Annotated in this window: 24 protein-coding genes and 1 tRNA gene; 9 read left to right on the top strand and 16 right to left on the bottom strand. The window is 51.5% G+C overall.

Annotated features, from left to right (window positions below; genetic code table 11):
* Positions 1 to 18 precede the first annotated feature (18 nt).
* From MUA00_RS15800 to fdhD, 5 genes are all read right to left on the bottom strand, one after another.
* Positions 19 to 861, bottom strand: coding sequence for a class II fructose-bisphosphate aldolase (locus MUA00_RS15800; protein WP_271123983.1), 843 nt, complete (start codon positions 859 to 861; stop codon positions 19 to 21).
* Complete coding sequence (locus MUA00_RS15795; RefSeq protein WP_271123982.1) at positions 848 to 2215, bottom strand: PTS sugar transporter subunit IIC; 1368 nt, start codon at positions 2213 to 2215, stop codon at positions 848 to 850. The genes MUA00_RS15800 and MUA00_RS15795 overlap by 14 nt, the downstream gene beginning before the upstream one ends.
* Positions 2208 to 2522, bottom strand: coding sequence for a PTS sugar transporter subunit IIB (locus tag MUA00_RS15790; RefSeq protein WP_271123981.1), 315 nt, complete (start codon positions 2520 to 2522; stop codon positions 2208 to 2210). Before MUA00_RS15790 ends, MUA00_RS15795 begins: the two co-directional genes overlap by 8 nt.
* An 11-nt stretch (positions 2523 to 2533) precedes the next feature.
* The gene (locus tag MUA00_RS15785) at positions 2534 to 3514 is read right to left on the bottom strand and encodes a 6-phosphofructokinase (RefSeq protein WP_271123980.1); all 981 of its coding nucleotides are present in this window, start codon (positions 3512 to 3514) and stop codon (positions 2534 to 2536) included.
* Positions 3515 to 4020: 506 nt separating this feature from the next.
* The gene (fdhD, locus tag MUA00_RS15780) at positions 4021 to 4845 is read right to left on the bottom strand and encodes a formate dehydrogenase accessory sulfurtransferase FdhD (protein ID WP_271123979.1); all 825 of its coding nucleotides are present in this window, start codon (positions 4843 to 4845) and stop codon (positions 4021 to 4023) included.
* A gap of 172 nt (positions 4846 to 5017) precedes the next feature.
* Between fdhD and fdnG the strand changes: the two genes are divergently transcribed.
* Genes fdnG through fdhE form a run of 4 tightly spaced genes read left to right on the top strand, consistent with a single transcriptional unit; the run spans position 5018 to position 10544 of the window.
* Complete coding sequence (fdnG, locus tag MUA00_RS15775) at positions 5018 to 8068, top strand: formate dehydrogenase-N subunit alpha (RefSeq protein ID WP_271123978.1); 3051 nt, start codon at positions 5018 to 5020, stop codon at positions 8066 to 8068.
* 12 nt (positions 8069 to 8080) lie between these two features.
* Positions 8081 to 8986 (top strand): formate dehydrogenase subunit beta, encoded by a 906-nt coding sequence (fdxH, locus tag MUA00_RS15770; protein WP_271123977.1) that lies wholly within the window; start codon positions 8081 to 8083, stop codon positions 8984 to 8986.
* Positions 8983 to 9618: a formate dehydrogenase cytochrome b556 subunit gene (fdoI, locus tag MUA00_RS15765; protein ID WP_271123976.1), complete on the top strand. Its 636-nt coding sequence runs from the start codon at positions 8983 to 8985 to the stop codon at positions 9616 to 9618. The genes fdxH and fdoI overlap by 4 nt, the downstream gene beginning before the upstream one ends.
* Positions 9615 to 10544, top strand: coding sequence for a formate dehydrogenase accessory protein FdhE (fdhE, locus tag MUA00_RS15760; protein WP_271123975.1), 930 nt, complete (start codon positions 9615 to 9617; stop codon positions 10542 to 10544). The genes fdoI and fdhE overlap by 4 nt, the downstream gene beginning before the upstream one ends.
* 54 nt (positions 10545 to 10598) lie before the next feature.
* Here fdhE and MUA00_RS15755 read toward each other — a convergent pair whose 3' ends face one another.
* From MUA00_RS15755 to MUA00_RS15740, 4 genes are all read right to left on the bottom strand, one after another.
* Positions 10599 to 11159, bottom strand: coding sequence for an RNA polymerase sigma factor (locus tag MUA00_RS15755; protein ID WP_271124250.1), 561 nt, complete (start codon positions 11157 to 11159; stop codon positions 10599 to 10601).
* Between the two features lie 5 nt (positions 11160 to 11164).
* Positions 11165 to 11644 carry a hypothetical protein gene (locus MUA00_RS15750; protein ID WP_271123974.1) on the bottom strand — a complete coding sequence of 160 codons (480 nt, stop codon included), beginning with the start codon at positions 11642 to 11644 and terminating at the stop codon, positions 11165 to 11167.
* A 137-nt stretch (positions 11645 to 11781) separates the two neighbouring features.
* Entirely contained in the window at positions 11782 to 12114 is a 333-nt protein-coding gene (locus MUA00_RS15745; protein ID WP_271123973.1) for a type II toxin-antitoxin system PemK/MazF family toxin, read from the bottom strand.
* Positions 12115 to 12369 (bottom strand): AbrB/MazE/SpoVT family DNA-binding domain-containing protein, encoded by a 255-nt coding sequence (locus MUA00_RS15740; RefSeq protein ID WP_271123972.1) that lies wholly within the window; start codon positions 12367 to 12369, stop codon positions 12115 to 12117.
* A 445-nt stretch (positions 12370 to 12814) separates the two neighbouring features.
* On the opposite strand from MUA00_RS15740, the gene MUA00_RS15735 reads away from it, so the two are divergent.
* Positions 12815 to 12909: transfer RNA gene (locus MUA00_RS15735), tRNA-Sec, on the top strand.
* 34 nt (positions 12910 to 12943) lie between these two features.
* Here the strand turns inward: MUA00_RS15735 and MUA00_RS15730 are convergent.
* From MUA00_RS15730 to MUA00_RS15720, 3 genes are all read right to left on the bottom strand, one after another.
* Positions 12944 to 13810 carry an SIR2 family protein gene (locus MUA00_RS15730; RefSeq protein WP_271123971.1) on the bottom strand — a complete coding sequence of 289 codons (867 nt, stop codon included), beginning with the start codon at positions 13808 to 13810 and terminating at the stop codon, positions 12944 to 12946.
* On the bottom strand, positions 13810 to 14811 hold the full coding sequence (locus tag MUA00_RS15725) for a ParA family protein (RefSeq protein ID WP_271123970.1): 1002 nt from the start codon (positions 14809 to 14811) through the stop codon (positions 13810 to 13812). Before MUA00_RS15725 ends, MUA00_RS15730 begins: the two co-directional genes overlap by 1 nt.
* 111 nt (positions 14812 to 14922) lie before the next feature.
* Positions 14923 to 15114: a toxin-antitoxin system HicB family antitoxin gene (locus tag MUA00_RS15720; RefSeq protein WP_271123969.1), complete on the bottom strand. Its 192-nt coding sequence runs from the start codon at positions 15112 to 15114 to the stop codon at positions 14923 to 14925.
* A gap of 130 nt (positions 15115 to 15244) precedes the next feature.
* Here MUA00_RS15720 and MUA00_RS15715 point away from each other — a divergent pair, with 130 nt between their 5' ends.
* Together MUA00_RS15715 and MUA00_RS15710 are read left to right on the top strand one after the other, a co-directional pair.
* Positions 15245 to 15772, top strand: a complete 528-nt coding sequence (locus tag MUA00_RS15715; protein ID WP_271123968.1) for a hypothetical protein — start codon at positions 15245 to 15247, stop codon at positions 15770 to 15772.
* A 145-nt stretch (positions 15773 to 15917) separates the two neighbouring features.
* Positions 15918 to 16355: a hypothetical protein gene (locus MUA00_RS15710; protein ID WP_271123967.1), complete on the top strand. Its 438-nt coding sequence runs from the start codon at positions 15918 to 15920 to the stop codon at positions 16353 to 16355.
* Between the two features lie 46 nt (positions 16356 to 16401).
* On the opposite strand, the gene MUA00_RS15705 is transcribed toward MUA00_RS15710, so the two are convergent.
* Positions 16402 to 17043: a Vat family streptogramin A O-acetyltransferase gene (locus MUA00_RS15705; protein ID WP_271123966.1), complete on the bottom strand. Its 642-nt coding sequence runs from the start codon at positions 17041 to 17043 to the stop codon at positions 16402 to 16404.
* A gap of 692 nt (positions 17044 to 17735) precedes the next feature.
* Positions 17736 to 18353, bottom strand: a complete 618-nt coding sequence (locus MUA00_RS15695) for a hypothetical protein (RefSeq protein ID WP_271123964.1) — start codon at positions 18351 to 18353, stop codon at positions 17736 to 17738.
* Positions 18354 to 18691: 338 nt separating this feature from the next.
* On the opposite strand from MUA00_RS15695, the gene MUA00_RS15690 reads away from it, so the two are divergent.
* On the top strand, positions 18692 to 18862 hold the full coding sequence (locus MUA00_RS15690) for a hypothetical protein (RefSeq protein WP_271123963.1): 171 nt from the start codon (positions 18692 to 18694) through the stop codon (positions 18860 to 18862).
* 73 nt (positions 18863 to 18935) lie between these two features.
* Complete coding sequence (locus tag MUA00_RS15685) at positions 18936 to 19298, top strand: SymE family type I addiction module toxin (RefSeq protein ID WP_271123962.1); 363 nt, start codon at positions 18936 to 18938, stop codon at positions 19296 to 19298.
* A 52-nt stretch (positions 19299 to 19350) separates the two neighbouring features.
* Here MUA00_RS15685 and MUA00_RS15680 read toward each other — a convergent pair whose 3' ends face one another.
* Together MUA00_RS15680 and MUA00_RS15675 are read right to left on the bottom strand one after the other, a co-directional pair.
* The gene (locus tag MUA00_RS15680; protein WP_271123961.1) at positions 19351 to 19782 is read right to left on the bottom strand and encodes a hypothetical protein; all 432 of its coding nucleotides are present in this window, start codon (positions 19780 to 19782) and stop codon (positions 19351 to 19353) included.
* On the bottom strand, positions 19782 to 22775 hold a 2994-nt coding region (locus MUA00_RS15675; protein WP_333780881.1), incomplete at its 5' end, for a hemagglutinin repeat-containing protein. The genes MUA00_RS15675 and MUA00_RS15680, both read right to left, overlap by 1 nt.

The raw sequence follows: 22775 nt of genomic DNA, 5'->3' as shown, positions 1-22775 counted from the left end.
TAAAGGATAACGCTGTGATTATTTAAATAATGCGATCTTTTCGATTAATACGGCAGCTACCGCATCATTTGCCGGAATTAAAAACTTGCGTACGCTGTCGTTCACTTTGCCTTTCCCGAAGGTTTCTTTGCATTGCCCGACCCACTGTACGTTCATTTCAGTGCCGACGTTCACTTTATCGATGCCGCCCGCGACGGCGCGCCGCATGTCTTCATCGCTGACGCCCGTGCCGCCATGCAGCACCAGCGGGGTTCGGGTGACTTCGCTGATATCCGCCAGGCGCTGATGCTGGATTTGCGCTTTACCGGTATACAGGCCGTGCACGGTGCCGACGGACACCGCCAGCATGTCCACGCCGGTTTCATCCACAAAGCGTTTGGCATCTTCCGTTGTCGTAAAGCAGATGTCTTCCACCGCCACCGCTTTGCCGTCTTCCGAGCCGCCAATCGCGCCCAACTCTGCTTCTACGGATACATTTCGCGGACGGGCGATATCGATGACCTTACGGGTATTAGCGATATTTTCGGCCATGTCCAGGTGCGAGCCGTCATACATCACCGAGCTGAACCCGGCATCGATTGCCGTTTTAATTGATTCAATGTCCGAGCAGTGGTCCAGATGCAAGCAGGTCGGTATCTGCTGGCTTTCAGATAAGGAACGAATGGAATCCACCAGCAAGCGGTAACCTAAATATTCCGCCGTCCCGGTTGAAATCTGAATCATTAACGGGCTGTTAGTGGCTTTCGCTGCTTTAAAATAAGCGGGCAGCATCTCCAGGCAATGTAAATTAAACGAGCCCACCGCTTTAAAATTGCGTTCTTTTGCCACCTGCAATAACGCCGGGAAGTTATACAGACTCATGTGCTTTTTCCTCTTGAGGTTTGGTTGATTTGCCATTCACGAACCAGGCGATAAGCGCCACGAACAGGATGAATACGCCGACAAACGTCCAGTTATTCTGGAAGACATTTCCCAGAATCAGGCCGCTGCTGATCACATCGGAATCGCTGAAGGTCACGCCGGTAAATCCATAGCTTTCCAGCATTGGGACGAGGATGGCGGGCAGGAAGGTGATAAACAGGCCGTGTACCACGCCGCCGATAATTGCGCCGCGTCTGCCGCCCATTGCGTTACCAAAAATCCCTGCGGTGCCGCCGGCAAAGAAGTTGGTTAACAGGCCGGGCAGGATCATCGCCAGGCCAAACATCGGGAAGACAATCATGCCGATGATGGAGCCTGCGGTCGTGGCGAGGAAGCCGACAATCACCGCATTCGGGGCGTACGGGAAGAGCACCGGGCAGTCCAGGGCTGGTTTGGCGTCAGGCACGATGCGCATCGCAATGCCACGGAACGCGGGCACCAGTTCGTTAAGCAGCAGACGTACGCCGCTGTAGAGCACGAACACCCCGGCAACGAACTGAATGGCCTGCATAAAGGCAAACATCAGGTAGTTCACGCCGTTGGAGTATTGACCTATATATTCCGGGCCTGCCGCCAGCGCGGGGATGAGGTACATCGGGATCATCACCACGGCCATGGAAAGGTAGGTGTCCTGCAGGAACTTAAAGTTATCCGGTAAGACCAGGTCTTCGGTGGACTTCGAGCCTTTGCCCACTACCTTCGCCACCGCCGCCTGCACCAGATAGCCGATGGTACAGAAATGGCCCAGCGCAACGTCATCGGAGCCGGTAATACGGCGCACCACAGGCTGAGCGAGAGCAGGCATCAGCACCGCCATGATCCCGCCGAAAATGCCGCCGGTCAGAATCAACGGTAACCCGGTAAGCCCGGCTTTATAGCCGATAACCGCCCCGATGGTCGCCATCCACAGCAGGGCCTGTCCGGTAAGGAAGATGTATTTAAACGGCGTGATGCGGGCAATGATGATGTTGACGATAAATATCACCATTAGCGTGAGCGCCACTTCTGAACCCAGCTCGCGGTTTGCCAGTCCCGCAATTGCCGCTACGTCGGTGATGTAGCCCTTCATGCCGAAGCCGTGGGTGAAGATGTCGTTCAGGAAAGTGAGCGTATCAACAATAATGTTGATGCCCGCCATCATGATTAAAAAGCCCAGCAGCGTTTTAAACGTCCCCTCAGCTACTTTGCCCTTCGATTTTTTTTGCAATAAAAGACCGAGCATGGCGATAAAGGCAATCAGTATTGATGCCTGTCCTAGCAGGTCTTTAACAATAAAGTTAATGATGCTATTCATGGTCGAATACCTTCACATTGCGGGCTTTTAAAAAGGCGACAATCTTTTGTTCGATTTCGTCTTTATCGGTGAGCTTATGCAGCACGATGACCCGTTTAATTTCCTCTTCGCTGGCGTCGGCCGTTAAAATATCGGCGAAGGTTTTTTGGGTTAATATAATGTCCGATTTAAAGGCGCCCGCTTCGGAGACCGTGGTGTGATCTATTTCTGCCGGGATCTCTAATTTTTTAAGTACCGCTTTTGCCGTCATTTCGATGGCGAAACTGGAACCTAAACCGCAGCCACATACACAAAGAATTTTAAGCATTGAAAATCTCCTCAAATAATATTGAGCTGCTTCGCTAATTTATAATGATGCCCTTCGGTGTCGACGAGGCGTTTTTGCATACTGATTAAATCTATAGGGATCGGTTTGTTACTCGAATTAATAATAATTGCTTTATTTCTCATGCCTGACTGGATACAACGCACCACTTCACCTGCCATAATAGTGCCCTGATAGATTTCCTCGCAGGTTGGGTCGCCATTACGCAGGCTGTAACCAATAATCGACTTACGAATACGTACGCCGATTTTCGGTTCGAGCTGTTTAATCATGGTATCTATCGCCCCCTGGAAACCAGGGGAATACTCTTTGGTGTAGCCTTCGGAACACAGGATCACCACGCTGTTTTGCGTTTCAAGCCGGGTGCTTATTTTCCCGGCAAGCTCGTTTATTCCTTGCTGACATTCGGGGAGAAGCGCAAAGTCAGCATTACTTTTAATGGCGGATTGCAGGGTTAATTCACCGCAGTACCCGCCCAGTAATTCCACCATAAATACGCGCCCCGGCAGTGCGCGCCCCGTATTGCGCAGCTTGGCGACTTCTTTAATAACCTGTTCGCAGGCGGTGGAAAAGCCAATGGTGTAATCGCTGCCATATACGTCGTTGTCGATAGTCATACCGACGCCGAAGCAGTTCACGCCATATTCGCTAAGGTTATTCAGAAACTGTAACGAGCCGTCGCCGCCCGCCATAATAAGCACATCAATATGCAGGGCTTTTAACTGCTTCGCGATTGTTTCATATTCCCCTCCCGTTAATTTACGGTTGGTGCGGCCCGAAGACATAATGGGAATAGCGGCGACGGAAAAATCCACTAAATCGCGCAGGGAAATAGGCTGGTGTTTATTCTGCAATAATCCTGGAATACCGCCGTTAAACAAGACAATTTCCGCCTGAGCCAGTCTGGAAACCTGAAAAACAAAGTTATTTATTCCTGTGACATCGCCGCCGCTAATTACCATGCCGATTCTCATGACCCTTGCCTCGTTTATTTTTCTTGCAGACATTTTTCACTTTAAACAAGCCTTAAATTTGCAAGCGATGTCACAAAAATGTGATTCATTTGGTGGGCGGTGTTATTGACAGGGGTATTTCAGTGATGAAATTTGTGATTTAACTCACGAATAACTTTTCCCTGAAGCCTGATGGAAAGACAAAAAATTGGTCTATATTTCAAGGAATTAATCTGAATGGTTAAAAAATAAAATCTGCCACCGTACTTTGGGCTTTAATGAGAAAAATCAGGCTTTCAAAAATGTGACTATTCGCGCATTTTTTGCGGGCACAAAGAAAAGTCGTTAATTAAAGGCGCAGGTACAGGAAGGCAATAGCCGCAACGCGGTCATTGATGGCCGTGGTTTCCGGCGCCCCATCGCCATCGCCGTTCAGGACACGGCTGACGGCAATAATGGAAAGATCGTCTTATCTGGCGATGGGTTTGGCATAAGCGCCGTGGCTGGCGGAGTTAATATGATGCGGCCTATACCAGCCGTCCCGGATGCGTATAAACAGTAGCGCGACCGGGGCGGCTGAAGCCCACCAGCGTTAAGTTGCAGCGCCGGGCGACTTCTACCGCAAGCGTGGTTGCCGCAGAAACAGCAAACAAAATTTCAACGCCGCACTGGGCGGATTTTTGCACCATTTCATAGCTGGCGCGGCTGGAAACCAGCGCCGCGCCGCGGTGCCAGTTTTGCCGCGCGCGGGCGCCCAGCATTTTGTCGAGCGCCACATGGCGGCCGATGTCTTCTTTGCCGGCCATAATCTCGCCCTGTTCGTTCAGCCAGAGCGCAACGTGCGTGCAGCCGGATAATTCGCCAACGGGCTGATACTGGCGCATCTGGCCCAGCGCGGCATCAAGGAAATTCAGGTCAAAGGTCTGGGTAAACGGCAAAGGTGGAATCGGGCGGCCCACGTCGTTGAGTTGCTCAACGCCGCAAATGCCACAGCCGGTGCGCCCGGCAAGCGAGCGACGGCGCTCTTTCAGCCCCATAAAGCGACGGCTGGACAGCTCAATCTGCACTTCCATGCCGTTACAAACGGGCGCCACATCTATACCGAAAATGTCCGCCGGGGTTTCAATAATCCCTTCGGATAATGAAAAACCGATGGCAAACAGTTCCAGATCTTTAGGCGAAGCCATCATCACGACGTGAGAAATGCCGTTATAAACCAGCGCAACCGGCACTTCTTCGGCAATCCAGTCCGTTTGTGCGATTTCCACAGACCCGCGCTGCCATAATTCGACAGAACGCAAGCCTGTGATGTTAGTCACAATTTTTTCGTGATTTCGGTCGGTTTTATTCACTTTGCATTAACCAGATAAGAACAGCCTTAATACCAATGTGGTATTCTTGAAGCACTATCCCTCCAGGAAGGAGGGTGATAATCCGTTCAGGGTTCGATTGTGAACCTTTGCGGCAAACACCGCAAAAATAAACCTATAAGTCATGTGAAAAATGTCGAAACAGGAGCAAACCATGCAGGTCAGCAGAAGACAGTTCTTTAAGATCTGTGCTGGCGGTATGGCAGGCACCACGGCAGCGGCGCTGGGCTTTGCCCCCGGCGTTGCGCTTGCGGAAACCCGGCAATATAAATTGCTGCGCACCCGTGAAACCCGTAATACCTGCACATACTGTTCCGTTGGTTGCGGGCTATTGATGTATAGCCTGGGCGACGGTGCGAAAAATGCCAAAGCATCAATCTTCCATATTGAAGGCGACCCGGACCACCCGGTCAACCGTGGTGCGCTCTGTCCTAAAGGTGCAGGCCTTGTAGATTTCATCCACAGCGAAAGCCGCCTGAAATACCCTTCTTACCGGGCACCCGGCTCATCTAAGTGGGAACAAATCAGTTGGGAAACGGCTTTTGACCGTATCGCGAAGCTGATGAAAGAAGACCGCGATGCCAACTTTATTGCGCAGAACGACCAGGGCGCCACGGTCAACCGCTGGCTTTCCACCGGCATGCTGTGCGCCTCTGCCTCCAGTAACGAAACCGGCTATTTAACCCAGAAATTTACCCGCGCCCTCGGCATGCTTGCCGTGGATAACCAGGCGCGTGTCTGACACGGACCAACGGTAGCAAGTCTTGCTCCAACATTTGGTCGCGGTGCGATGACCAACCACTGGGTTGATATTAAAAACGCCAATCTCGTGATTGTGATGGGCGGCAACGCCGCAGAAGCGCATCCGGTCGGATTCCGCTGGGCGATGGAAGCCAAAATTCACAATGGCGCGAAGCTGATTGTTATCGATCCTCGCTTTACGCGAACCGCTTCGGTGGCGGATTTCTATACCCCGATTCGTTCCGGGACTGACATCGCCTTCCTGTCAGGCGTGCTGCTCTACCTGATTAATAACAATAAATTCAACCGCGAATACGTTGAGGCCTACACCAACGCCAACCTGATTGTGCGTGAAGATTACAGCTTCGACGACGGGCTTTTCTCCGGCTACGACGCGGCGAATCGCAAGTACGACAAAACCACCTGGAACTACGAGCTGGATGAGAAAGGCTTCGCCAAACGCGACCTGACGCTCAGCCATCCGCGCTGCGTGTGGAATCTGCTCAAAGAACACGTTTCCCGCTACACGCCTGATGTGGTTTCCAATATTTGCGGTACCCCAAAAGACGACTTCCTGAAAGTTTGTGAATACATTGCTGAAACCAGCGTAAAAGATAAAACGGCGTCGTTCCTCTACGCATTGGGCTGGACGCAGCACTCCGTGGGCGCGCAGAACATTCGCACCATGGCGATGATTCAGCTACTGCTCGGCAATATGGGTATGGCAGGAGGCGGCGTGAACGCCCTGCGCGGCCACTCCAATATCCAGGGTCTGACCGACCTCGGCCTGCTGTCCACCAGCCTGCCGGGTTACATGAACCTGCCGAGTGAAAAACAAGCTGATATCCAGACTTACCTTGCCGCCAACACGCCAAAACCGCTGCTGGAAGGCCAGGTTAACTACTGGGGCAACTACCCGAAATTCTTCGTTTCGATGATGAAAGCCTTCTACGGTGACAAAGCCACGGCGGAAAATAGCTGGGGCTACGACTGGCTGCCGAAGTGGGACAAGCCGTATGACGTGCTGCAATACTTCGAGATGATGAATCAGGGCAAGGTGAACGGCTATCTGTGCCAGGGCTTTAATCCTGTCGCATCGTTCCCGAACAAAAACAAAGTCATTGCGTCACTGTCGAAGCTGAAATTCCTCGTGACCATCGACCCGCTGAACACCGAAACCTCGAACTTCTGGCAAAACCACGGCGAGATGAACGATGTCGATCCGTCGAAAATCCAGACCGAGGTGTTCCGCCTGCCGTCCACCTGCTTCGCCGAAGAGAACGGTTCCATCGTTAACTCCGGCCGCTGGCTGCAGTGGCACTGGAAAGGCGCGGACGGTCCGGGGGAAGCGCTGAACGACGGTGAAATCCTCTCCGGTATCTTCACCCGCCTGCGCCACATGTACTTGCGTGAAGGCGGCGCGATGCCTGAGCAGGTGCTGAACATGACCTGGAACTATCTGACGCCAGACAACCCGGCGCCGGAAGAAGTGGCCATGGAAAGCAACGGCAAGGCGCTACAGGATGTTATCGACCCGGCAACCGGCACCGTGCTGGTGAAAAAAGGTCAGCAGCTCAGCTCGTTCGCCCAACTGAGAGACGACGGCACCACCTCAAGCGGCTGCTGGATTTTCGCCGGGAGCTGGACGCCGGAAGGCAACCAGATGGCGCGTCGCGATAACGCCGACCCGTCGGGCCTTGGCAACACGCTGGGCTGGGCATGGGCGTGGCCGCTCAATCGCCGCATTCTGTATAACCGCGCTTCCGCAGATCCGCAGGGTAAACCCTGGGATGAAAAACGCCGCCTGATCTCCTGGGATGGCGCGAAGTGGGGCGGCGCGGACATTGCAGACTACAGCACCGCAGCACCAGGCAGCGACGTCGGGCCGTTTATCATGCAGCCGGAAGGTTTAGGCCGCCTGTTTGCCATCGATAAAATGGCGGAAGGGCCGTTCCCGGAACACTACGAGCCGTTTGAAACGCCGCTGGGCACCAACCCGCTGCACCCGAACGTGGTTTCCAACCCGGCAGCCCGCGTCTTTAAGGGCGATCTGGAAGCGATGGGCAAGCCGGACTTGTTCCCGTATGTCGGCACCACCTATCGTCTGACGGAGCACTTCCACTACTGGACCAAGCACGCGCTGTTAAACGCCATCGCGCAGCCGGAACAGTTTATCGAGATCGGTGAAAAGCTCGCTAACTCACTTGGTATTGTTCAGGGCGATATGGTGAAAGTCTCCTCCAACCGCGGCTTTATTAAGGCCAGGGCGGTGGTGACCAAGCGTATCCGTCAGCTTGATGTCGACGGCAAGAAAGTGGATACGATAGGTATTCCGATCCACTGGGGCTACGAGGGCGTGGCGAAGAAAGGCTTTATCGCCAACACCCTGACGCCGTTTGTCGGCGATGCCAACACGCAAACGCCGGAATTTAAGGCGTTCCTGGTCAATGTGGAAAAGGTGTAACGGAGACGAATTATGGCTTATCAATCTCAGGACATCATCCGTCGTTCCGCCACCAACGGCTTCACCCCCGCGCCGCAGGCGCGGGATCACCAGCAAGAGGTCGCAAAACTTATCGACGTCACCACCTGCATCGGCTGCAAGGCCTGTCAGGTGGCGTGTTCGGAGTGGAACGACATTCGTGATGAGGTGGGGCATAACGTCGGGGTTTACGATAACCCGGCGGACCTGACCGCCAAATCATGGACGGTGATGCGCTTCTCGGAAGTGGAGCAGAACGACAAACTGGAATGGCTTATCCGCAAAGACGGCTGCATGCACTGCGCGGACCCGGGCTGCCTGAAGGCCTGTCCTTCAGAAGGCGCTATCATTCAGTATGCTAACGGCATCGTCGATTTTCAGTCCGAACAGTGCATCGGCTGCGGCTACTGCATTGCGGGCTGCCCGTTTGACGTGCCGCGCCTGAACCCGGAGGACAACCGCGTTTACAAATGCACGCTGTGCGTGGACCGCGTTGTTGTGGGCCAGGAGCCGGCCTGCGTGAAAACCTGCCCGACAGGAGCGATTCATTTCGGCTCAAAAGACGACATGAAAACGCTGGCCGGCGAACGCGTGGCGGAGCTGAAAACCCGTGGTTACGACAACGCCGGACTGTACGATCCGGAAGGCGTTGGCGGCACGCACGTAATGTACGTGCTCCATCATGCGGACAAGCCGACGCTGTATCACGGCCTGCCGGAGAATCCGTCCATCAGCCCAACGGTGAAATTCTGGAAAGGCGTGTGGAAGCCGCTGGCCGCTATCGGCTTTGCTGCAACCTTCGCCGCCAGCGTATTCCACTATGTAGGGGTCGGCCCGAACCGTGCCGAAATCGATGACGATAACCTGCACCATGACGATGACGAGGTGCGCAAACCATGAAAAAACAAGTAACCATTCAGCGCTACAGCGCGCCTGAGCGTATCAACCACTGGGTCACCGCCTTCTGCTTTGTGCTGGCGGCGGTGAGCGGGCTGGGCTTTTTCTTCCCCTCCTTCAACTGGTTGATGCACATTCTGGGCACGCCGCAACTGGCGCGCATTCTCCACCCGTTCGTCGGCGTGGTGATGTTCGCCTCGTTTATCATCATGTTCTTCCGCTACTGGCATCACAACCTAATCAATCGGGATGATATCTTTTGGGCGAAGAATATTCGTAAGATCGTCGTCAACGAGGAAGTGGGCGATACCGGGCGATATAATTTCGGCCAGAAATGCGTATTCTGGGCGGCGATTATTCTGCTGGTGTTGTTGCTGGTAAGCGGCGTGGTTATCTGGCGTCCTTACTTCGCGCCTGTTTTCTCAATCCCGGTGATTCGCGTAGCCTTAATGGTGCATTCATTTGCCGCAGTCGCTTTAATTGTGGTTATTATGGTTCACATCTACGCCGCACTTTGGGTGAAAGGCACGATTACCGCGATGGTGGAAGGCTGGGTCACCACGACCTGGGCGAAGAAACACCACCCGAAATGGTATCGTGAAGTTCGCCAAAAACAGGAAAAACGATCGGAATGAGTATTCGCATAGTCCCGCAAGACAGGCTGGATAAGAGCGAGAAACGTACGGCGGAGATGATTCCGCCGTTATTGTTCCCCAGGCTGAAAAATCTCTACAACCGCCGCGCCGAACGTCTGCGCGAGCTGGCGACCAATAATCCGCTGGGTGATTTCCTGCGTTTTGCCGCGCTCATCGCCCACGCGCAGGAAGTGGTGTTATATGACCACCCGCTGCAGATGGATTTAACCGCGCTGATTCAAAAATCCGCCGAAACCGGCAAGCCGCCGCTGGATATTCACGTGCTGCCGCGCGATCCGCACTGGCAGCGCCTGCTCAATTCGCTGATCGCCGAGCTGAAGCCGGAAATGAGCGGCCAGGCGCTGGCGGTTATCGAAAACCTGGAAAAAGCGTCGACGCAGGAGCTGGAAGAGATGGCCACCTCGCTGTTCAACGCGGATTTCGCGCAGGTCAGCAGCGACAAAGCCCCGTTTATCTGGGCCGCGCTGTCGCTCTACTGGGCGCAAATGGCAAGCCTGATCCCAGGCAAGGCGAAGGCGGAATACGGCGAACAGCGCCAGTTCTGCCCGGTCTGCGGTTCGATGCCGGTTTCAGGCGTTGTGCAAATCGGCACCACCAGCGGCCTGCGCTACCTGCACTGCAACCTGTGCGAAACCGAATGGCATGTGGTGCGCGTGAAGTGCAGCAACTGCGAGCAAACCCGCGATCTGAACTACTGGTCGCTGGACAGCGAACAGTCGGCGATTAAAGCTGAAAGCTGCGGCGACTGCGGCACCTATCTGAAGCTGCTCTATCAGGAAAAAGACGCCAAAGTCGAAGCCGTGGCGGACGACCTGGCCTCGCTGATTCTGGATGCGAGCATGGAGCAGGAAGGTTTTGCCCGTAGCTCAATCAATCCGTTTTTATTCCCGGGTGAAGGGGAATAATTTTTAGAAGCTGTTAGCGGTGGATGGCGCCTGCGCTTATCCACCCTACTCTTCTTAGCCTTCCGTTAGCTCATCATAAAGGTTGCGAAGGCGGGTCCGCAGATAAAGCACGGCCTTGTGCTTGCGTGATAATAGCGCCTGAACGCTGCTACCGGTTTCTTCCGCCAGCGCTTTAAAGCTGTAACCGTATAGTTCGGTTTTTTCGAACGCTTCGCGCTGCATCTCAGGCAGCTCCGACAGCGCATCTTCCAGCTCACTCCAGAGTAGTTCACTCAGATATTCGTCTTCCGGAGATTGCGGTACGCCGAACAGCGTTTCCGCCAGCTCGTCTTCCGGCAGGAAGCCCTCTTCGTCGGCAGAATAATAGTCAGAAAGCGGAAGCTCGCGCTTTTTACGCGCCCGATCGGTCATTTCATTGCGCGCGGCGCGAAACAGCCAGGCGGCGACGTTCTCCACCGGCTGCTCCACCTTCATCAGTTGCCAGGTCACTTCCTGCAGGATATCGTCTGCGTCTTCACGTATCGCCGTGCGGCCGACAATAAAGGCTTTCAGCCTGGAGCGACACGCATTGAGCGCTGACATCACGAGGGAATTTCCCGCCGTCCCGGCTTTCATCGATGTCACTCGGCTTCTGTCGGTTTCTGAACGTTATCTTCCGGCTTCTGGCGGCTGCGCTCGTTTTCTTCGCGGCGCTCGCGGCGATTCCCATGATGCTCATCGTGATGATGGCAATGGCCGCGACCATGACGCCAGAATCCTCCGCGGCGCTGCTGAACAAACTGCTCGCGCTCCTCCGGCGTCATCTGCATCCAGCGTTCATGCATCATACGGTGACGTTCGCGCCCTCTGCCGAACATGCCCGGGCGGAAGCCCAGCCCGCCGAACAGAATACGGCACAGCGCCAACAGCCCCAGCGCCTGCCAGAAGCCAATGCTTTTCACGCCGATAACCGCAGGCAGCAGCGCATTCCACAGGGACATCACCAGCAGGCCCAGCACCGCAACCAGCACAACGCCAATCACCAACGGCTTAACCATCCGGTGCCCGCCAAATCCGTGGCCGCGATCCCGGCCATGTCCACGCATATCAAAATCTCTCATCTTTTTACTCCTCACCAGTTAGCTAATTATTACTTCTGATGAGGTAGACGAATGAGAAACGGAAATATTGTCAGAAAAATGAAAAAATTTTTTCTTAGCGGGTTGGCGGAGCTTTATAGACAGAGCATATTTTGCGGCTAATCAAAAAGGACCTTCACTTTAGACAAAGCTTCTTCCGTTACGCTTTCAGGTGCTTTCTCAATAAAACGAATCCGCCGCGCCCGGAAATCTATCGATTTAACGTGATGACAGATAACCACGCCGTTAGTTTTCCCGGTTTCCAGATGCACTTCCAGGGCATTACCTCTGACGCGTGACGTAATGGGTGCAACAACCGTTAATCCCGTCAGACGGCTAAATTGCTGGGGTGTTAAAACTAATGCTGGACGAGTCTTCGCCTGTTCATGTCCGGCTGCGGGATCAAAATCAAGCCAGACCACATCCCCCCGGTCCGGCAGATAGATGCTCATCTATTCACCCTCTTTCCCGACAGGTTTCGTGTTCAACCATTCTCGATCTTCATCATCAAGCTCAAAACTTCCTTCCGGAGACCGGGCTAATAGCTCATCCAGCGTGTATACCGGTTTGGCTGCGCGCAGCAAAATCCCTCCTTCTACGGCTTCAATATCCAATTTGTCACCTAATTTCATTCCTGCCTGCTCCAGTACTGCGGCAGGGATGATTGCCCCGGCGGAGTTACCCCATTTTCTAATCAGTGTTTTCACGGAAGGCGCCTCGATTAAACAATGTTTAAACTCATCGTAGCATGGGCCCTGAGTTGAATAATGCTTAACCGCCAGCAATTTGTGAATCTCCACCAGAAGCCACTCCCTGTTTGCACAATGGAGGCACTATAACCGGCAGAGGATAAAGCGCCTCATCAACATGTTAACAATGCGGGATGTCTTCCAGATTGGGTGTTTTGCGGCGTTTTTCCGCTAAATAAACCGTCTGTCGGCGGTTTGCTGGCTATCAGATTACGTTTCTTTATAACTGTGAGCCGGGTCGCTCTTTTGGCGGGGGAAGATTACCGAGGTGAATGCTTTACGTACAGAATAGTTGCTTTGGCTAAGGATTTGCGAAGTATTACGGTGGCGGGGCAAAGCATTGTTTGGAGTAATCCTAAAACCCGGTATAATCCGCACCGCCTCCATGTAGCAATCGAGGCTGGGAAGATCGTCGTCTCCGGTGAGACGGCTGGACTTCAACTCCAGTTGGTGCCGCCAGCGGTGCCGGGCAGGTTCGACTCCTGTGATCTTCCGCCAAGTTTTACAGCTTATGTTTAAGTAAAAAGGCCTATTACCAATTACCATCTTCCCTCAATTGCTCTCTGTATTCATTCACTTTTGTTACTAATCCTTCAAGTGATAAGGTAAGCTCCTCGTGATCATTATTTTTTGAATAATTAATTACTTTAGCATTCATGGTATTTTCGATAATATCTACTTGATCATTATGAATTGCACCTTTTGCAAGGATAAAATAATGGGACTTATAGCTACCATGTTTAAAAAAAGTATCTTCCAATAATAATCTTATATCCGGATCATTTACGCCACACCCTATGAATATAAAATTATGCGTAATGGCTAAAGCTTGTAATATTTCATAGAATCCGTTGTATTTAGATCTAGCTTCAGCGTATTCTTTTCTTGTGAAAATCAATTTTTCTGGCGTATCAATTGTGCCATGAGCCTTAATAATTAACCTGCCGCTTTCCTTAATGGCAGATTGGACATCATCATCATAATGATTTTTAACTTGTGTTGAACCATTAGTTTGAGTATTGACATAAGTATCATATATTTTATCAAAATTTGGTGAGATAACTATTCTAGAGTCAAGATTAAATATATTTTTATGTATATCAGCGGGGATATAACCAGGATTTAAATATTCATCTCGCAAAAGGCCAACAAAACGTTCTTTGCCTAATTTTTTTTTAATTATTTCACAAGCCGTAAGGTAATCATTTTCCTTCAAGATTTTTGAAATATGTTTTTTGGGGCTAGGTATGTGAGCAAGCATTTCTTCTAATAAACTTGCCCACGTTTTCGGTCTTCGTCCATGTCTATTCACACTATTCATAGAAACACCAGAACCAATATAAATAACAGACTTACGCCTTGCTATATCTTTTATTAACTCAACAGGCCAGCTTATCATTATACAACCTCCATTTGTTTAATGATATTACGAGCAATTGAATCAAAGATTTCCTTCGCATCTTTGACCATTGAAAAGTGAGCTCCGACAACTCCATCGCTTGATTTTAGTTTAAAAATCGGACAATTCGCAGACTGAGAAAGTGGCACTAAACTATGAAGATTTTGTATTTCTCCAAGTTTAAAATCATTAATGTCGTTAACAGAAGTTCCAACTAAATATTTTTCAATTAAAGAGGGTATTTTCTTATTTATTTTTTCGTAAGCTCTCACAGGCCTTTTACTTCCACCTACTGTTTTTGCAGTATATTGCTGAACAGCATATCCAAGAAATTTCAAAGTCCATTCAATCTCAGTCCCTGAAATAGTAAATTTTTCACCCTCTTCCTCTTCATGAATCTCAAGACTTCGACTTATGGATGACTTCCATTTATTTAGCGATATAGAAATATTTTCAATTGCTGAAAGACTAAATAAATCAACAGACATTGGGACAATATAAAAATCTGAAGAAATTAGTATTGATCGATTCAAAGCACCTAACGATGGACCAACGTCAAAGAAAATAAAGTCGTAATCATTCTCGTATTTTAATAAAAGATCTTTTATCACAAAGTTGGTTTGTAGTCCTCTTGCATCTCCTGAAATTGCTGACTTCCAGTCCGATGCAAGCAAATCTTCACTCAACGACAATTTTGGATCACCAGAAATAAGATCAAATCCAAAGCGTTTTGATTTTAAAGGAGTAATCGGAGCATCAAGAACTCCTTTCCCTTTTTTCAATGGTTCAAAAAATACTTCAATGGTTTCGCGTTTGACCTTTGAAAATATCTTTTCTATTTCTTCTTCGCCCATACAATAAGTCGTGGTATTACACTGCGGATCAGTGTCAACAACTAGCACTTTTTTGCTGTATTCAAGAGCAAACAAAGATGCCACATTACAAAGCAAAGTCGTCTTACCTACTCCACCCTTGTTATTAAAAAAAACTATACTCTTCATTTACTATCCCTATCATCTATATAAATAATAAAACATCTAGTTTGATAAACTATTAAAGAAGTATCAAATAGTATGCAATAAAGTATAATTCAGCGTTAGGAGAATATATTTTCACCCCTTAGGTTCAATCCCCTTCCTTTTCAAGGCTTCGCGAGCAAGATTCTTAAACCAGTTCGCGAGGCTCATTCCTTGCTCAGTTGCCTCAACATCCAACTGCTCTCGCAAGGCTGGATCAATACGCATCTTGAACTGTGGGGACTGTCCACCGCCTTTTGGTTTTTTATCGCGCGAAGTGATTGACAAGAGGCCACCTATTTATTAACTTGGATTATATAGGAGGCCACCTTATCATGCCGCCTCTGAAAAGAGCAACGCCCCGGCAGTGCTGCAACACTAACGAGGCGTCTAACCACAACGTTAAGGACATAACGCCATGGCTAACACGAATAGTACCACAATCACCTCTTCTGAAATCCTGTGCACTCAACCAGTTATCGAGTCGGCTATCACCAGGCTTTTAAAAACCCCGTTTGGCGCGACGATGGATTTATTCCAGGTGCTCGACTGCTGCGAAAGCCTTGTCGATGCGCTTATCGAAAACGACGACAGTACCGAACGCGTGGCGCTATGCGGCCGCCTGTATGCCGGGCTGGAGGTATTAAAAGTTGTGCTGAAAGCGCCGTTGCCCGCACATCTGATTGAGCGCCTGACGGTAGAAGTGGCAAAAGAAAATGATTATCCCTGCGCGCTTTCAACAGATTCCGAAACCCTGCGGGAATACTGCGCGGCGTTAACCATGCTGCTATTACAACGTCAGCAGTCTCCGGAGCAGGAAGAACACATAACAGGCTTAGTATTCGAGCTGATCGGCGTTCTGGTTGAGGATTTAAAAGCCCCGCGCTTTATTAAGACGGACGCCGGGTTAATGATGATCGGCGATGCAACGAACGAGATTCACTGAGTTAGATTGAGGGCGGCGGTCTTATTTGAGGTTGAACGCCCTCGACCCGGACTTCTCCTCAGGAGCGACTTGTCCCCCCTCTAAAGTTCCCCACCCCCTGTGTCGCTCTTGTTCGCTACAGAAAGGAAGAGCCGGAGCGTTCAGCATGAAAAAATTTATTTGTCTGCTTTTATTGCCGTTGTTGCTGACGGGCTGCGCCGCCATCGTCGGTAACGGTGAAGAGACGGTCTTTATCGACAGCACGCCCGCCAACGTACCCTTTATGATTACTGATAACGAGGGCCAGATAACCGCCATCGGCACTACGCCGCAGTCCGTTACGCTCAGGAAGTCGGACGGCGGTTATTTCGGGAAGCAGGCTTATACGCTAACGCTAAAGCAGGAAGGTTATTACTCGGCGAGCATGCCGCTTGAGTACCGTTTTAGCCGCTGGTACACCTTCGGCAATATTATTTTCTTCGGCGTGCCGGGCTGGCTGATTGTCGATCCGTTCTTTGGCGGCATGTATACGTTTAAAGAAGACAAAATTCATACCTGGATGCGCCCCTGTGAACGCGGGCCGTTTAATTACATGTGTTCATAGCAAGCGAGGCCCGCTCGGCAACGGGCCTTACAACATCATCTCTCGTCTATTTTGACTGGCTGCACGCCAGCAGCGCCTCTACATCGCCCGCAACAATCTGCGCCAGATTCTGCGTAATGGCTTCAGGCGTCCAGTCCCACCATGCCAGGGCTTCCAGGTGCGCAATGACATCCGGAGCGAAGCGAGTTTTTAATGGCTTTGCGGGGTTGCCGCCCACCAGGGTATAGGCAGGCACATCTGATGTCACAACCGAGCGTGAGGAAATAATTGCTCCGTTGCCAATTTTAACGCCGGGCATAATCAGCGCCTCATAGCCGATCCACACATCGTTGCCGATCACGGTATCGCCCTTGTAAGGCAAATCCCCTTCGCCCGGCATCACCTTTTCCCAGCCGTTGCCAAATATCTGGAACGGATAGGTCGAGAGGCCGGAAAGCTTATGGTTCGCGCCGTTCATAATGAACTGAGCGCCTTTGGCGATGGCGCAAAACTTGCCGATGATGAGCTTGTCGCCAATAAACGGGTAGTGATAGAGCACGTTGCGCTCGAAGTTTTCTGAGTCCTGCGGGTCGTCGTAATAGGTGTAATCGCCGACGATAATGTTCGGGTTGGTTATCGTATTCCTGATAAAACACACCTGCGGGAATCCCGCCATTGGGTGCTTATTTTGCGGATCGGGTCCGTTCATAAATGCTCCTTTATCACATCGCTGTTTTCAGGAGTCAGGGTTGTGAAGCCTGAATTGAGCAAGGGGGAAGGGGATGCGCGCTCCGGTGAATGCCTGGCGCCCGGAAAAGGCGGCTGTCAGAAGCCGGATAACAAAAAACCCCGCTGGTGAGGCGAGGTTTTCTGTTTTGCTACGTTATGGCTTTTACTGCTTAGCACACCACGTAATCTCAACACCCGAAATATACGACGAAACCCGCGGCGGCGCAAATCATTGCTGCTATTTTGAGCAAAAGTTATATTTTCATTCTGCGAAGCCGCTCGCATTCGCAACAAACCACTGTGTATTTATACAGTGCAATTGTTATACTGATGACGTTGTTGATGCTGTGCTCTGAGGCCGCAATCCGCCGCGCAATTCAAGTCCTGGCTGAAACGGGTGGTGCCGTCAGTGCCTTAACCTCTGAGGAGCGCACCATGTAATCTCAACAAACTCAGCCGGTTACAGGCAGCGGAGAGGTACGCTGGCTGAAAGTGCTCCTGGTCACAGGAGAAAGCGTATGAGCTGGATGGAAATCGCACTCGCGTTTCTGAAACTCATGGTTGCGTTGCTGCAACTGCTTGAAGTCATCATGAAATACGTTAAGTGATTTCATGTTCAGGCCGCATCAAAGGGAGGCGGGCAACCGCCTCCCTTTAACAAATTGCCGGTGCTTACATCGGCGGCGTTAACCCATCTTTTCCCGCTGAAATGCCCCGTGCCACCACCTGGCCTTTCTCGTCCTTCATTGCAAAAAGCACAACTTTGGCGCCGGGTTTTAACAGCGATTTATCCCCGGGGGCGATGAGTACCACCGGTACATCGTCCGGCACAGTGATGGTTTTTTCTTTGTCGTGATACTTCACCGTCATCGTGCGGCCATTGCTGTTTACAAGTTTGCCTACGGTACCGTTGGTCATGGTGTTTACCTGGCCACTGGCGGACTCAAACGGATTAAAACCTTCACCGGAACCGCGCAGGCTTGGGTCAAAAACATGAACCTCCAGCGCTTTTAGCGTGCCGTCCGCCTGTTGTTCAGCAGCCGTGCCGATAAAACTGTCCGGCTTGATATCGCTCATTTTTGCCTGACTGACGCCGTTTATTTTCGTTTTATCCGTCAGCCCAATTAAGAGCTTTTCTCCCTGCCGGGTGGTTACCTGTACCGAATTGTCATTCACTGCATCAATAGTGCCACGCACGGGTTTAATCACGTTGTCGGGCGGGGCGGCCAGCGCCGCAAAACTTGCCAGCAGCGCGCCAAATAACAGGGCGGAAAAATGAGGCTTAATCATGTTGCTCTCCAGGATTCAGTCGTTATGCGGTTTATGAATGATTAGCAAGCTTATTAAGGGTAGGAAAATCGTAAGGAAACTGACGGGAAAGATTGTGTTTAAAGGTTTCGCAAAAGGGATGCCAATTACTGGCTGGAACATAACAACAGCACGGGCTGTTGCGACGGGTACATCGTTGACGATGCTTATAAAGCCTGGTTGCCACCTGGTGCTGATTGCTTAGGAGCCGGTGATTATACTGCCGCTGAAAAACGTTTGTAGTTCTCCGTGGCGATTCAGTTCAGCCAACGCTTGAGGCCATACATAACTTATCCCTGGCATTATCAGTAAGTGCAGATGTGTTAGTTTTTGCTGAAGCTGAACGCAATCCTGATCGGGAATTACAACTTCTTTTTGAAGCGGTTAATCAGTTAACTCAGGAAGGAAAAGCAGCAACAAAGTTATTAATCAAGGCACTTTTGAGACATGATGCTAACAGAAAAGCTAAAAAAGCAGAGGATCAGCATTGAAAGAAGACGCGATAATCCAGTGTTGGCGCACTGAATCACCGCTAACCACAACAACTAGTTAGGAGTAGTTATTATGGCTGAGCACGATTCTAAGTCAGATGTTGTTACAACAGAAGCACCGGAATTAAAAATACGCCGTTATACCGTGGGCTACATCCGAGACTGGAAGACCCACGAACCTGCACCGACCATTACCCTGAAGGGCTACTGGCTGGAAGATGCGGGGTTTGCGACCGGGACGCCGCTGAAGATCCGCGTGATGCCCGGTTGTCTGGTGCTCACCGCCCAGGAGCCGTTACCCGCACCGCCGCCAGAGCCGGAGATTATGCAGACGCTGAAGAAGGTCTGTAAACTTTCAGGCCGTAAGCAACAACAGATCCTCGAGTTTATCGAGGTGATTTCAGCTAAACGGCCGCCAGCGGGGAAGTGGGGCTGATGGCTGGCTGACAGGTAAAAAATCCCGGCTCATAAGTGGCCGGGATTTTGGGTCATTCTGAACACATCAGACTGGCCCGGCATAACTGGTCATTTTGGTCAAATTGCAGATGCAGGGAATAGCCTTCTTTCTCATATTTAATCCAGCGATTTATATAGCCCAGAAGCATATCCATTTTTCCCCCGCCGCTGGCAGAGGGTTCACCTAGTAATTGGATAATTTCAGACTCTAGCTCTTTGAATGGTAAAGCCCCTTTATAGGCTGAGAACCCTTCATCCGGCTGTATGTAGAAACTAATTTGATTTACTGTTTCATTTTCTAACAACAACAAAACACCTGCTTGGAAGAAGGAATAATAATTCCTGTCACCCAGTACACCTGTATCGAAACTTGGTAACTCATTGAATTTTTCAGACAATTTAACAAAGTTATCATCAAATTTTGAACACCCTAAAATCTCAATAAAGTAATTCCATGGCAACATTATTTAATCACTCCCATTTGCTGGTTCCTATCCTGAATCTGTTTTATCGCATCATCGACCAGTTTAGGGTCATATCCTCGCTCTAACATATTCTTTCTTAAAGAATCAGTATCGCGGCATACAGCTCCGCAAAGATCCATTGCATCATTTTGAACCTGAGTGGCGTTATTCTTACCACCATATGTCGGCCCTGCTGTATGTACATCTTTAGGAACCTCAACTGCCGTAGCATTCTGGTATAAAGCTTTTTCTTCTGCTGGACTCAACTTTCTACCCAGCTCAGTTTCCTTTGCCTTACGAAGGGCAGCAAATGATGGAATATGATCATGCTCCAGCCCATCACCAACGACTTCTCGCGCTTTAAGATCTTTATAAGAACCGACATCAAGGGCTTTTACTGATTGTATTTCATTGCTGGCTTGGTTAATCAGCTTAGATGCAGACTCAAGATCACCTTTTGCCAGAGCCTTCTCTGCTGCTTTGAGGCTTTTACCTGCAACATCTCCCAGTCCCGGAACCAGCCCAATAACCGCAGCCAGATAGCCTATAGCTGAATCAGCCTCCGCAAAGCCTTTGATATCACCGACCACCGGCACAAAATCAGCACCAAACGATGTTGTACCTTTCAGCGCTTCCCTGCGTTCATCGTACATTTTGGCTGAGCAGGTTTCTGCACTTAGCCCGCCGCAGTTTTCTTTCTTATAACGCTCGTTCTCCGCCTCAACGTACTCAGCAGCCTTTTGCTCCAGCGTCTTGCCTTCCGATTGTGCCTGCGCAATATCGCCCAGCGCATTATTCTCAACCGCATTCTTACCGGCCCCTGCCGCGGTTGCCGCACCGGATGTGCTGTTCCCTGCAATCCCGCCCGCCATGCCTGCCGAGATGGTTGCCAGTGAACTCACTGTCTGCTTCTCGTCTTCTGACAGCTGGCTGACGGCTTTACCCGGATACATCACCGCCATAATGGCGCTGGCGGCAAGCTCTGCCGAAGCTCCGCCCGCTGCGCCTGCTGCTGCACTATTCCCCTGAATGGCTGCAACCGCGCCACCAAGAATAGCATGAGCAATAGCATTGACGGCCGGATCACCCTCCGTTGATTTAAGCAGATGCGCCAGCTCCGGAGCCGAAGCCCCTGCCAGTGCACCAGCGATATTGCCGCCAGCCAGGCCCTGAAGTGCTGCCGTCGCGGCCTGGATACCACGTTGAACTGCACCACCGGTGCCCATACCTGTCGCGTTAAAGGCTTCGTTGTAGTAGTTCTGATAAATCTGATTGCTGATATCTTCCGGTTTTGGTGTTTTGCCCGGATTTGCCTTCTCCCACTGTGTTTTGGCAGCGTCACGGTCTTCAGGCGTCACGCTGTTCATGCGCTCTTTGGCCGTTTTAATGGCGCTCAGCTCACCCTGCGTCCGCGCAATATCCGCCGCCTGGCCGCCGATATCGCTGATCATCCCGATTTCCTTCAGCCGCTTCTGCTCTTTCTCCTTGTCGAAGATCGGGCTGATACTGTCGTTGGCATACTCAGTGTCCCGGCTCAGGTTCGCCACGTCCTGCTTCTGGTTATCCTTGTCGCGAATGGTGATGCTGCCGTCAGCAACGGCCGACTGCGTGGTGCCTTCCGCATGCCCGCTGTTACCGGCCATCGAAACTACGCCGCCCGGCATATTGCCTTTAAACTGGTCGCCCCCGAAGCTGCCGCCACCGCTCAGGCTTACGCCGCTGTGCTCGGTTTTAAAGTCCGCTTCGTTGTGGATATCAGTGAAGCCCAGCGTACCGGTATCAAGGTGGTTTTTATCTGCCGTGGCGGTGGAAGCGATAACCGCACCATCAAGCTGGGTGTGGTTGCCGACGGTGATATCGAAGCCACCATCACCGGCAAACATCCCCGTCTGTTCGGCAACGGAGTCAAAGCGGCTCTTCATCTTGTCCTGGCTGGCGCTGATGTAGCCGGAGCCCGTCATGCTGCCGAAGGTGAAGCTGCCGCCCGCCGCCACGCTGGTCTGCTTGCTGTCGTATTTGTTGGTGTCCTGCTGGCTGCGCATCAGCAGGTCATGTCCCACGTCAGCCACAATTTTATTGCCGTTGACCTGCGCCCCATTGAGCACGGTGTCGTTCCCGCTCTTAATGGTAACGGTCTTGCCGCTGTCTATCGTGGTTTCGGTCCAGTCAGTGCCGTTGCCCTTATCTTTTCCTTTCGCGGCATTCACATTCGCAAAAATACTTATGCCCGCGCCGTTCGAGCCGCCGCCAATGCTGATACCCACCCCTCCGCCGCTGCTGCTGTTTTTACCGGAGGTCTGCTGCGTGTTTGCCGCACCCGACAGCAGGATGTCATTCGCCGCATCGAGGGTGGTGTCACCACCCGCCCTGAGCTGACTGCCGCCAATGGCAATATCGCCGCTGTGTTCACTTTTACCCTTTCCGGTCGCGGTGATGGCAAGATTATTGCCCGCGTTAAGCGTGGAGCCGCTGACCGTATCGGACTGCTGATGCTGCTCTGATTTCGATTTCTGGGTGGTCAGCGACAGGCTGACGCCCATGCCGTTGTTCGGGTCGCCGCCTGCCTGCGCAAGCTCCGCCCCCTGGGCTGCCTGCACGCCGGACAGGACCGCTTTGGTGGCCTGCAGCGCTGCAAGCCTGCCGTCACTTTCTTCTTTCGAACTCTGCGCCGCCGTAACAGCGCTGTTAATCGCGCTTCCCACCACGCCCGACAGCGCAAGCGTCAGCCCGCTGCTCTTCTGCTCAAAAGACTCGTCGCGGGTACGTCTGTCGTGGCCGGGGTCAATCACCACGCTGTCGCCGGTAATGGACAAATCTTTACCCGCAATTAAATCAGAGCCACCGATATGTGTCTGGCCGCCCGCGCTGATGCTGACATTACTGCCCGTGGAGCCGACCGTGCTGGCGCTCTGGCTCTGGGTGGTGCCGTCCTCGTTCATCTCATGGCGCGATTTAGCGCTGCCGACGGTGATGCCAATCCCGCCGGTGCCCAT

The organism is Dryocola boscaweniae, assembly GCF_025215095.1.
Taxonomy (GTDB): domain Bacteria; phylum Pseudomonadota; class Gammaproteobacteria; order Enterobacterales; family Enterobacteriaceae; genus Dryocola; species Dryocola boscaweniae.
This window is presented reverse-complemented; position numbering and strand designations above follow the sequence as displayed.

Coding starts and splice junctions, on each gene's coding strand:
- MUA00_RS15730 (WP_271123971.1), bottom strand. CDS start 13,810: ATGATAAGCTGGCCTGTTGAGTTAATAAAAGATATAGCAAGGCGTAAG.
- MUA00_RS15705 (WP_271123966.1), bottom strand. CDS start 17,043: ATGAACGGACCCGATCCGCAAAATAAGCACCCAATGGCGGGATTCCCG.
- MUA00_RS15755 (WP_271124250.1), bottom strand. CDS start 11,159: ATGAAAGCCGGGACGGCGGGAAATTCCCTCGTGATGTCAGCGCTCAAT.
- fdoI (WP_271123976.1), top strand. CDS start 8,983: ATGAAAAAACAAGTAACCATTCAGCGCTACAGCGCGCCTGAGCGTATC.
- MUA00_RS15795 (WP_271123982.1), bottom strand. CDS start 2,215: ATGAATAGCATCATTAACTTTATTGTTAAAGACCTGCTAGGACAGGCA.
- MUA00_RS15790 (WP_271123981.1), bottom strand. CDS start 2,522: ATGCTTAAAATTCTTTGTGTATGTGGCTGCGGTTTAGGTTCCAGTTTC.
- MUA00_RS15715 (WP_271123968.1), top strand. CDS start 15,245: ATGGCTAACACGAATAGTACCACAATCACCTCTTCTGAAATCCTGTGC.
- MUA00_RS15745 (WP_271123973.1), bottom strand. CDS start 12,114: ATGAGCATCTATCTGCCGGACCGGGGGGATGTGGTCTGGCTTGATTTT.
- MUA00_RS15800 (WP_271123983.1), bottom strand. CDS start 861: ATGAGTCTGTATAACTTCCCGGCGTTATTGCAGGTGGCAAAAGAACGC.
- MUA00_RS15695 (WP_271123964.1), bottom strand. CDS start 18,353: ATGATTAAGCCTCATTTTTCCGCCCTGTTATTTGGCGCGCTGCTGGCA.
- MUA00_RS15710 (WP_271123967.1), top strand. CDS start 15,918: ATGAAAAAATTTATTTGTCTGCTTTTATTGCCGTTGTTGCTGACGGGC.
- MUA00_RS15785 (WP_271123980.1), bottom strand. CDS start 3,514: ATGAGAATCGGCATGGTAATTAGCGGCGGCGATGTCACAGGAATAAAT.
- MUA00_RS15725 (WP_271123970.1), bottom strand. CDS start 14,811: ATGAAGAGTATAGTTTTTTTTAATAACAAGGGTGGAGTAGGTAAGACG.
- MUA00_RS15685 (WP_271123962.1), top strand. CDS start 18,936: ATGGCTGAGCACGATTCTAAGTCAGATGTTGTTACAACAGAAGCACCG.
- fdhE (WP_271123975.1), top strand. CDS start 9,615: ATGAGTATTCGCATAGTCCCGCAAGACAGGCTGGATAAGAGCGAGAAA.
- MUA00_RS15680 (WP_271123961.1), bottom strand. CDS start 19,782: ATGTTGCCATGGAATTACTTTATTGAGATTTTAGGGTGTTCAAAATTT.
- fdxH (WP_271123977.1), top strand. CDS start 8,081: ATGGCTTATCAATCTCAGGACATCATCCGTCGTTCCGCCACCAACGGC.
- MUA00_RS15750 (WP_271123974.1), bottom strand. CDS start 11,644: ATGAGAGATTTTGATATGCGTGGACATGGCCGGGATCGCGGCCACGGA.